Here is an 8,948-nt window from a genome sequence, read left to right as displayed (position 1 = left end):
CGGTCACGGACCCCACCGAGCCGCGCGCGGAGCGCACCGGGGCGGACGACCCCGGTGAGGCGAGGGAACGCACCGGGGCGAACGAACCCGCGGAGGGGGACCAGTGACCCCCCACGCCCGCCCCGGGCCCCGCGTCAGCTGTTGCCGCTGCCCAGCACCCCGCGCAGCTCCTGCGGCAGGAGCTTCTGGCAGGACTGCTTGGCCTCGTGCGTGAGGGCGTCGCCGACGCACGTGTAGTAGTCGCGGTAGACGAACTGGACGGTGAACGTGGAGGCGACCAGGACCAGGGCCAGCGCCGCCGTGACCAGGCCGCCGACGGCCGCCGTGGTCTGGGGCCGGCCGGTGGCGGCCGCCGGGGTGCTCGGATCCGTGGCGCGCGGCTTGGCGCGCAGCGCGCTGACGCCCCAGTACAGGGCCAGCGCCCCCAGCAGCAGGGCCACGTACGGCCAGCCGAACAGGACGAAGAAGACGGCCCACATGCCGGACAGCAGGGCGTAGCGCGCGCGGCGCTGCACGGGGTCCCTGGGGTCCCAGCGCATGTTCTGGCCGGGGCCGCCGGGGCCCTGCGGGCCACCGCCGGGGCGCTCGCCGAACGGGCCGGGGGAGCGGCCGGGCTGCCGGTCGCTCCACTGGCTGCCCCAGGGGGAGTGGTGCCCGGGGCCCCGGCCGCCCTCGGGACCCTGCCCCGAGGAGCCGCCCTGCGGGTGCCGGGGCTGCCACGGGCGGTCCGGAGTGCCCTCCGGTGGCGGGGCGAACGGGTTGTCGTCCTGCCGGTCGCCGCCGCGTCCGTCGCCGTCCCGGCCGCCCTCGGGCGCCTCGGGCGGCGTGGCCGGCCGCTCTCGCAGCAGCACGGCACCACGCTCCCCTCGCCGAGCCGGGCGCGCAGGGAACGTGACGAGTCGCAGGCTGCGATCGGGCATCGAAGAGCGTCTTCCCCTAGGTGAATACGGCTGTCCACGTGAGCTTCCACCCCGGAAACGCACCGCGCTGCGCGCGCGTTCCCGAACGGGCTCCCTCCCGAACGCTACCTTCCGGCCACGCCCCCGTCCCGTGGGGGCCTTCCGGAATGCCGGTATCGTTGCTGACGGTCGGCCGCTTCGTAGACTTCCCCGTATCCGGGGACGCGAAGCATTTGTACGACTGTACAAACCGCCCGGCCGGGCAAGCGGCCGGACAGATCGTCGAGAAGTTTCCCGAGAAGTTTTCCGAGAAAGGGCCCCACCGTGGCCGCCACCACCCCTGGCCCAGCGGTCAAGCGCCTCGTCGTGCTGGTCTCCGGATCCGGCACCAACCTGCAGGCGCTGCTGGACGAGATCGAGCGCACCGGCGCCGAGTCGTACGGCGCGCGGATCGTCGCCGTCGGGGCGGACCGCGCCGGCATCGAGGGGCTGGCCCGCGCCGAACGGGCCGGGCTGCCGACCTTCGTGTGCGGGGTCAAGGACTACGGCAGCCGTGAGGAGTGGGACGCCGCCCTCGCCGAGGCGGTGACCGCGCACGCGCCCGACCTCGTGGTCTCCGCCGGGTTCATGAAGATCGTCGGCAAGGAGTTCCTGGACCGCTTCGGCGGGCGGTTCGTGAACACGCACCCGGCCCTGCTGCCCAGTTTCCCGGGGGCCCACGGCGTCCGCGACGCGCTCGCGTACGGCGCCAAGGTCACCGGCTGCACCGTCCACTTCGTCGACGACGGCGTCGACACCGGGCCGATCATCGCGCAGGGCGTGGTCGAGGTCCGGGACGAGGACGACGAGAGCGCGCTGCACGAGCGCATCAAGGACGTCGAGCGAAGGCTGCTCGTCGAGGTCGTGGGGCGGATCGCCCGCAACGGCTATCGCATTGAGGGACGAAAGGTAGTTATCCAGTGACCGCCACCGCCGAGAGCACCAAGCGGCCCATCCGCCGCGCGCTCGTCAGCGTCTACGACAAGACCGGGCTGGAAGAGCTGGCCCGCGGGCTGCACGAGGCCGGTGTCCAGCTGGTGTCCACCGGCTCCACGGCCGCCCGCATCGCCGCCGCCGGTGTCCCCGTCACCAAGGTCGAGGAGCTGACCGGCTTCCCCGAGTGCCTGGACGGCCGGGTGAAGACCCTGCATCCGAAGGTGCACGCGGGCATCCTCGCCGACCTGCGTCTGGACAGCCACCGCGAGCAGCTCGCCGAGCTGGGCGTGGAGCCCTTCGACCTGGTCGTCGTCAACCTCTACCCGTTCCGCGAGACCGTCGCCTCGGGCGCCTCGGACGACGAGTGCGTCGAGCAGATCGACATCGGCGGCCCGTCGATGGTCCGCGCCGCCGCCAAGAACCACCCCTCCGTCGCCGTGGTCACGAGCCCGCAGCGGTACGCCGACGTGCTCGCGGCCGTAAAGGGCGGCGGGTTCGACCTGGCCGCCCGCAAGCGGCTGGCCGCCGAGGCGTTCCAGCACACCGCCGCCTACGACGTGGCCGTGGCCTCCTGGTTCGCCTCGTCCTACGCTCCCGTCGACGAGTCGGGCTTCGCGGACTTCCTCGGTGCGACCTTCGCGCGCAAGAACACCCTCCGCTACGGCGAGAACCCGCACCAGGACGCCGCCCTGTACGTGGACGGCACCGGTGGCCTCGCCGAGGCCGAGCAGCTGCACGGCAAGGAGATGTCGTACAACAACTACACGGACACGGACGCCGCCCGCCGTGCCGCGTACGACCACGACGAGCCCTGTGTCGCGATCATCAAGCACGCCAACCCGTGCGGCATCGCGATCGGCGCGGACGTAGCCGAGGCGCACCGCAAGGCGCACGCCTGCGACCCGGTCTCCGCGTACGGCGGCGTGATCGCCGTCAACCGGCCGGTCAGCCGGGAGATGGCCGAGCAGGTCGCGGAGATCTTCACCGAGGTCATCGTCGCGCCGGACTACGAGGAGGGCGCCCTGGAGGCGCTCGCCAAGAAGAAGAACATCCGCGTGCTGAAGGCGCCGGGCGCCCCCTGCAACCGGGTCGAGGCCAAGCAGGTCGACGGCGGTCTCCTGCTCCAGGTCACCGACCGGCTGCAGGCCGACGGCGACGACCCCGCGGGCTGGACGCTGGCCAGCGGCGAGGCGCTGAGCGAGGCCGAGCTGAAGGAGCTGGCGTTCGCCTGGAAGGCGTGCCGCGCGGTGAAGTCCAACGCGATCCTGCTCGCCAAGGACGGCGCCTCCGTCGGCGTCGGCATGGGCCAGGTCAACCGCGTCGACTCCTGCAAGCTGGCCGTGGAGCGGGCCGGCGAGGAGCGCGCCCGCGGCTCCTTCGCGGCCTCCGACGCCTTCTTCCCCTTCCCCGACGGTCCCGAGATCCTCATCGGCGCCGGGGTGCGGGCGATCGTCCAGCCCGGCGGCTCGATCCGTGACGAGCAGGTCGTCGAGGCCGCCCGGAAGGCGGGCGTGACCATGTACTTCACGGGCACGCGCCACTTCTTCCACTGAGCACCCGCAGCGCCGGGAACGCCGACGGCCTCCGGCTCCCTGGGGAGGGAGCCGGAGGCCGTCGCCGTTCACGTCAGCAGGACGGGAGCGGGTTGGTCTCCGAGGCCGGGCGAGCACGCCGAAGGCCCAGACGTCGGCGGACGGGCGGATCGGCCGGCCGTGCTCGCCGATCTCCGCCCACAGCAGCTCGGGCGGGGTGTAGTCGGGGGTGGAGAAAGCCGGGGTGTAGGCGTGGGTGCCCTCTCGCCGGCAGATCACCGGCGGCGGGCAGCACGATCCGTGAGAACTCGAAGGGGACCGGCGCGTCGAGTCTGCCCGGGCCGATCTTGATGTGCTCGCCGGCGCCCTCCGGGTTCTCCACCACGTACGTGTGCCGTACGGAGAGGTTGCTCAGCGTCCAGAACGCGCCCTGGGCGCCGAGTTCGCCGGCCCGGCGCGAGACGCCGCCGTGCCGGATCGGCAGGTCGTTGGCGGGCGCCCGCCCGAAGCTGAGACGCTCGCCGGGGGCGAGCCGGATCTGGGTGCGGTGGTGTTCGCCCTCCGTGGTCGGCGGAGGTACCACGATGATGCTGTACAAGGTGCGTCTCCCCGTGCCCGACAGCTACCCCGGCCAGACCAGAGCGAACGCACCAGGGCCGTGTCTCCCCTGAGCGGGTGAGACACGGCCCTCGGATGCAAATGGCGCGAACTGTGCTGTCGCGCGTGCCCTCACTGATCCCTGATGACGATCGAGCCGCACACCTTGTCGGCGAACGTCTGCCGCTTGGCGTCCCAGGCCGGCCACAGGTAGCCGAGGTAGCAGGGCAGGCCGTCCAGGACGTGGGCGAGCTGGCGCACGAACGCCATGCCGGCGCCGAGCGGCTGACCGGTGTCCTCCTTGAGCGTGCGGGTGCCCATCACCTTCTTGCCGATGGTCTGGCCGGTCCTGCCCTCCTGGATCACCTGCCAGATGAGGACGCCGATGAGGAGGAGGAAGCCGAGGATCCCCAGAGCCGGGACGCCCGCCTTGACGCCGATGAGGCCGAGGGGGAGGTAGGCGACCAGGTACACCACGCTGTCGATCAGCTTGCTGGCGACGCGCTGCCCCCAGTTCGCGTACCGCGGCTGCACACCGTAGCCGGGCTGCTGCGGGTAGCCGGGGTAGCCGCCCGGGGCCTGCGGGTAGCCGTAGCCCTGCTGCGGAGGCACGCCCGGGGCCTGCGGGTAACCGTAGCCCTGCGGCTGCTGCGGCTGCTGCGGGTAGCCGTAGGGCTGCTGCTGGCCCTGCGGGGGGCCGTAGGGGTTGTTCGGGTCGCCGAAGCTCATGGCGGTGTTTCCTCCGTTGTCCGAGTGCGGGGACGAGGCGCGGCACTGCACGGAGGAGAGTTTCTACAGATGCGGCACGTCCCCCCGTTGAGCTGCCCGCTGCACTGTGCTGCTCATCGTTCTCGACCGGACGGTTGCTTGTCCAGCCGCAGGCGGCAGGCGTTGTGCAAGTGCAACATCGTTGATCATTCGCCGGCGGGTGCGGCGCGGCCTCGGGGTACCCGGATTGGAACAGGGGGGCGGTCATCCGCGAGGATGGGGGTATGACCGCCCAGATTCTCGATGGCAAGGCCACCGCAGCCGCGATCAAGTCGGACCTGACCGCCCGCGTGGCGGCGCTCAAGGAGAGGGGCGTCACGCCCGGCCTCGGCACCATCCTGGTCGGGGACGACCCCGGCAGCCGCAAGTACGTCGCCGGCAAGCACCGCGACTGCGCGCAGGTCGGCATCGCCTCCATCCAGCGGGAGCTGCCGGCCACGGCCACGCAGGAGGAGATCGAGGCGGTCGTCCGCGAACTGAACGAGGACCCCGCCTGCACCGGCTACATCGTCCAGCTGCCGCTGCCCAAGGGCATCGACGAGAACCGCATCCTGGAGCTGATGGACCCGGCCAAGGACGCGGACGGCCTGCACCCGATGAACCTCGGCCGGCTGGTGCTGAACGAGCCGGCACCGCTGCCCTGCACCCCCAACGGCATCCTCACCCTGCTGCGCCGCCACGGCGTGGAGATCAAGGGCGCGGAGGTCGTGGTCGTCGGCCGGGGCGTCACCATCGGCCGCCCGATGCCGCTGCTGCTCACCCGCCGCAGCGAGAACGCCACCGTCACCCAGTGCCACACCGGCACCCGGGACCTGTCGGCGCACCTGAAGCGGGCCGACATCGTCATCGCGGCGGCCGGTTCCCCGCACCTGATCCGCGCCGAGGACATCAAGCCGGGCGCTGCCGTGCTGGACGTCGGCGTTTCCCGCAACGCCGAAGGCAAGATCGTCGGCGACGTCCACCCGGACGTGACCGAGGTGGCCGGCTGGATCTCCCCGAACCCCGGCGGCGTCGGCCCGATGACCCGGGCGCTGCTGCTGGCCAACGTGGTGGAGGCGGCGGAGCGCCGTGCCGGCTGAGGACACGCACGGCGGCGAGCCGGCCGTGCGCGACGCGATCAGCGCCCCCGACGAGCAGGGGCGCCCGAGGCGCGCCACCCGTCGTTTCCCGCTGTTCACCAAGGACACCGCCCGGCCCGAGGGCGGCGGCCGGGCCGCGTCCGGCGACGCCCCGGCGCCCGCCCGGCAGTGGCCCATGCTCGTCGTGCTGGGCGCGGTCGCGGTCGGCCTGCTGCTGACCGCGTTCGACCTGTTCCGCTACGGCACGCTGCTGATCGGCGCCGCCCTGCTGGCCGGTGCGGTGATGCGCTGGATACTGCCGGGCGTCGGCATGCTCGCCGTCCGCTCCCGGTTCACGGACATCACCACCTACGGCATCCTCGGCCTGGCGATCGTCCTGCTGGCGCTGATGGCCCAGCCCAACCCCTGGCTGCAAGTGCCGTTCCTGAAGGACACGCTGCACTTCACGATGACCAAGTAGCGGCAGCCGCGGGCCGGGTGGCCCGCGCCTTCCCCGGTGGCGCGGGCCACGCTCCTTCCCCGGCACCGACGCTACGGCGGTCCGGTCCGCCCCGCGTCCCTCTCCGGACGGAACTCCCGTACGGCGAGGGACGGCCGCCGTGGACGATCTGCAACTTCCGTGGTACCGCATCGGGTTGACTCCGCACTCCGGATTCCGGCGCTACCCTGCGGCGATGCGACTGAGGACGCTTCGCCCGCTCGCCGTGGACACGCTGATCGCGGTGGCCATGACCGTGGTCGCCGTCCTGCTCGGGCAGGAGTCGCGGGCGCAGGGCTGGCCGGAACTCGACACGCGCGCCTACGTCCTGATCGCTCTCGCCCATCTGCCGGTCGCCCTGCGCGGTCGCCGGCCCCTCGGCGTCTTCGCCGTCGTCCAGGCCGCCGCGCTCGTTCATGCCACCCTCGGCTACTGGCCGGTGGTGTGCACCTTCGGCTCGATGCTCGCCCTGTACACCGTGGCCTCCGTCCGGCCGCTGCGCACGGCCCTGGTGTGCGCCGCCTGCATGACGGCCGTGTGGGTGTACGCCGGCGTGGTCAGCCACACCCCGTCCATGGCCTCCGTGCTCGGCCAGGCGCTGCTCTACTGCTCGGTGCTGGTCTGGTTCGGGCACCTGGCCCGCCGGGCCGCCGAACTGCCCCGGCGGCTGCGCGCCGAGCAGGCCGAGCGGGCCCGGCGCGCGGTCGCCGAGGAACGCGCCCGGATAGCCCGGGAGTTGCACGACGTCGTCGCCCACCACATGTCGGTGGTCTCCGTGCAGGCCGGCCTCGCCCGGTTCGTCTTCGACTCCGACCCGGCCAAGGCCCGCAGCGCGCTCGGCACCATCGCCGACACCAGCGGCGAAGCCCTGGAGGAGCTGCGCCGCATGCTGCAGGTGCTGCGCGAGGAGGACCCGGAGGCGCCCGAGCGGGCCCCGATGCCGACCCTGGACCGGCTGGGCGAACTCCTCGACCGGGTGCGGGCCGGCGGCCTGCCCGTGGACCTCGTCGTCGAGGGCACCGCGCGCCCGCTGCCGCCGGGCGTCGAACTGTGCGCCTACCGTGTCGTCCAGGAGGCCCTCACCAACGCTCTCAAGCATGCGGGCCCGGCGCGGGCGCGTGTCGAACTCCACTACGGCGCCCACGAGCTGACCGTCCGGGTCACGGACGACGGAGAGGGGGCGGATCCGGCCAGAGTCCCGGCCGGCGGCGGGCACGGCTTGATTGGCATGCGCGAACGAGCCAAGCTCTACGGGGGGACGATCGCAGTCGGCCCACGCTCCGAGGGCGGCTTCGAGGTCCGTCTGACCCTGCCCGCTTCGGCCGCCGACCACGGCCGCAGGGGCGCGCCGGAGACGGAGCGGTAGACGGACGTGGCACGGCGGGGGGACGACCGGACGGGATGACCAGAGTGCTCGTCGTCGACGACCAGTTCCTCATCCGCGCCGGGCTCGTCGGCCTGCTCGACGCCGCGCCCGGCTTCGAGGTGGTGGGCGAGGCGGACGACGGCGAGGCGGCCGTGCGGCTCGCCGCCGAGACCCGCCCCGACGTCGTCCTCATGGACATCCGGATGCCCGGCGTCAACGGCATCGAGGCCACCGAGCGGATCCTCGCCCAGGCCGCCGACCGGCCGCCCCGGGTGCTCGTGCTCACCACGTTCGACCTGGACGAGTACGTGTACGGGGCGCTGCGGGCCGGAGCCTCCGGCTTCCTGCTGAAGGACTCGGGGCCGGAGCGGCTGCTCGCCGCGGTCACCGCGGTCGACGGCGGCGACGCGCTCTTCGCACCCAGCGTCACCCGGCGCCTGGTCGAGGCGTTCGCCCGGCAGCAGGCGCCCGCCGCCTCCACCGCGACCCCGCCCGACCTCGGCGCGCTCACCTCCCGCGAGGTGGAGGTCCTCAAGCTCACCGCCCGCGGCCTGTCCAACCTCGAGATCGCCGACCGCCTGTACATCAGCGAGGCGACCGTCAAGACCCACCTCAATCGCGCCATGACCAAGCTCGACCTGGGCAGCCGGGCGCAGGCGGTGGTGCTGGCGTACGAGACGGGGCTGGTGACGCCGGGCGGCTGAACGGCCGCGCGGGCAACGGCGGCCCGCCCCCTCCCCCGATGAGGGGCGGACCGCCGTCACCCCTCAGCCTTCCCGCCGGCAACGGCCTGTTCAACGGCTGTCCGTGCGCTGTGGCACGGAAGTGACGGTTCCGCTACGTGATGACGGTGCTCCCGCGCGCCCCCGCTCCGGGAACTGCGATCCGGGGTCGACGCATCCTTGTGGGTAGCCGGACGGGGGAAGCAGGGGGGAAGCGATGCCTCGTTGGAAAGCCTTGCCGGAGGATCTGGACCCGCGGATCAGGGAGTTCACCAGCCGGCTGCGGTGGCTCGTGGACCGCAGTGGCCTGAGCGGCGCGGCGCTGGCCGACCGCACGGGCTACAGCGAGGCGTCCTGGGAGCATTACCTGGGCGGCCGGCTCCTCGCGCCCAAGGGCGCGGTGGTCGCGCTCGCCGAGGTCACCGGCGCCAGTCCCGTCCACCTCACCACCCTGTGGGAGCTGGCCGAACGCGCCTGGAGCCGTGCGGAGATGCGGCACGACCGCACCATGGAGGCCCTTCGGATCTCGCAG

9 protein-coding genes and 1 pseudogene are annotated in these 8,948 nt (G+C 72.9%); 7 read left to right on the top strand and 3 right to left on the bottom strand.

Annotated features, from left to right (window positions below; all coding sequences use genetic code 11):
- Positions 1-134 precede the first annotated feature (134 nt).
- On the bottom strand, positions 135-920 hold the full coding sequence (locus ACLU3S_RS33720; protein WP_413955790.1) for a hypothetical protein: 786 nt from the start codon (positions 918-920) through the stop codon (positions 135-137).
- A 303-nt stretch (positions 921-1,223) separates the two neighbouring features.
- Here ACLU3S_RS33720 and purN point away from each other — a divergent pair, with 303 nt between their 5' ends.
- Positions 1,224-1,862 carry a phosphoribosylglycinamide formyltransferase gene (gene purN, locus ACLU3S_RS33715; RefSeq protein ID WP_413955789.1) on the top strand — a complete coding sequence of 213 codons (639 nt, stop codon included), beginning with the start codon at positions 1,224-1,226 and terminating at the stop codon, positions 1,860-1,862.
- Positions 1,859-3,427 (top strand): bifunctional phosphoribosylaminoimidazolecarboxamide formyltransferase/IMP cyclohydrolase, encoded by a 1,569-nt coding sequence (gene purH / locus ACLU3S_RS33710; RefSeq protein ID WP_413955788.1) that lies wholly within the window; start codon positions 1,859-1,861, stop codon positions 3,425-3,427. Before purN ends, purH begins: the two co-directional genes overlap by 4 nt.
- Positions 3,428-3,677: 250 nt before the next feature.
- Here purH and ACLU3S_RS33705 read toward each other — a convergent pair.
- Together ACLU3S_RS33705 and ACLU3S_RS33700 are read right to left on the bottom strand one after the other, a co-directional pair.
- Positions 3,678-4,004, bottom strand: a pseudogene (locus ACLU3S_RS33705) (FHA domain-containing protein); the annotation flags it as partial.
- A gap of 131 nt (positions 4,005-4,135) precedes the next feature.
- The gene (locus ACLU3S_RS33700; RefSeq protein WP_413955787.1) at positions 4,136-4,732 is read right to left on the bottom strand and encodes an RDD family protein; all 597 of its coding nucleotides are present in this window, start codon (positions 4,730-4,732) and stop codon (positions 4,136-4,138) included.
- Positions 4,733-4,995: 263 nt separating this feature from the next.
- On the opposite strand from ACLU3S_RS33700, the gene ACLU3S_RS33695 reads away from it, so the two are divergent.
- The 5 genes from ACLU3S_RS33695 to ACLU3S_RS33675 form a co-directional block, all read left to right on the top strand.
- Entirely contained in the window at positions 4,996-5,850 is an 855-nt protein-coding gene (locus tag ACLU3S_RS33695) for a bifunctional methylenetetrahydrofolate dehydrogenase/methenyltetrahydrofolate cyclohydrolase (protein WP_413955786.1), read from the top strand.
- A complete protein-coding gene (locus tag ACLU3S_RS33690; protein WP_413955785.1) occupies positions 5,840-6,310 on the top strand; it encodes a DUF3017 domain-containing protein in 471 nt (156 codons plus the stop codon). The genes ACLU3S_RS33695 and ACLU3S_RS33690 overlap by 11 nt, the downstream gene beginning before the upstream one ends.
- 214 nt (positions 6,311-6,524) lie before the next feature.
- Positions 6,525-7,694: a sensor histidine kinase gene (locus ACLU3S_RS33685; protein ID WP_413955784.1), complete on the top strand. Its 1,170-nt coding sequence runs from the start codon at positions 6,525-6,527 to the stop codon at positions 7,692-7,694.
- A 35-nt stretch (positions 7,695-7,729) separates the two neighbouring features.
- Positions 7,730-8,398, top strand: coding sequence for a response regulator (locus ACLU3S_RS33680; RefSeq protein WP_413955783.1), 669 nt, complete (start codon positions 7,730-7,732; stop codon positions 8,396-8,398).
- Between the two features lie 235 nt (positions 8,399-8,633).
- Positions 8,634-8,948, top strand: a 315-nt coding sequence (locus ACLU3S_RS33675) for a helix-turn-helix domain-containing protein (RefSeq protein WP_413955782.1), incomplete at its 3' end; no start/stop codon positions are given.

Origin of the sequence: Streptomyces sp. AF1A (assembly GCF_047340315.1) — a bacterium.
GTDB lineage: Bacteria > Actinomycetota > Actinomycetes > Streptomycetales > Streptomycetaceae > Streptomyces.
The sequence above is the reverse complement of the archived record's forward strand: the minus strand, read 5'-3'. Positions and strand labels throughout refer to the sequence as shown.

Coding starts and splice junctions, on each gene's coding strand:
- ACLU3S_RS33685 (WP_413955784.1), top strand. CDS start 6,525: ATGCGACTGAGGACGCTTCGCCCGCTCGCCGTGGACACGCTGATCGCG.
- ACLU3S_RS33680 (WP_413955783.1), top strand. CDS start 7,730: ATGACCAGAGTGCTCGTCGTCGACGACCAGTTCCTCATCCGCGCCGGG.
- ACLU3S_RS33720 (WP_413955790.1), bottom strand. CDS start 920: ATGCCCGATCGCAGCCTGCGACTCGTCACGTTCCCTGCGCGCCCGGCT.
- ACLU3S_RS33700 (WP_413955787.1), bottom strand. CDS start 4,732: ATGAGCTTCGGCGACCCGAACAACCCCTACGGCCCCCCGCAGGGCCAG.
- ACLU3S_RS33695 (WP_413955786.1), top strand. CDS start 4,996: ATGACCGCCCAGATTCTCGATGGCAAGGCCACCGCAGCCGCGATCAAG.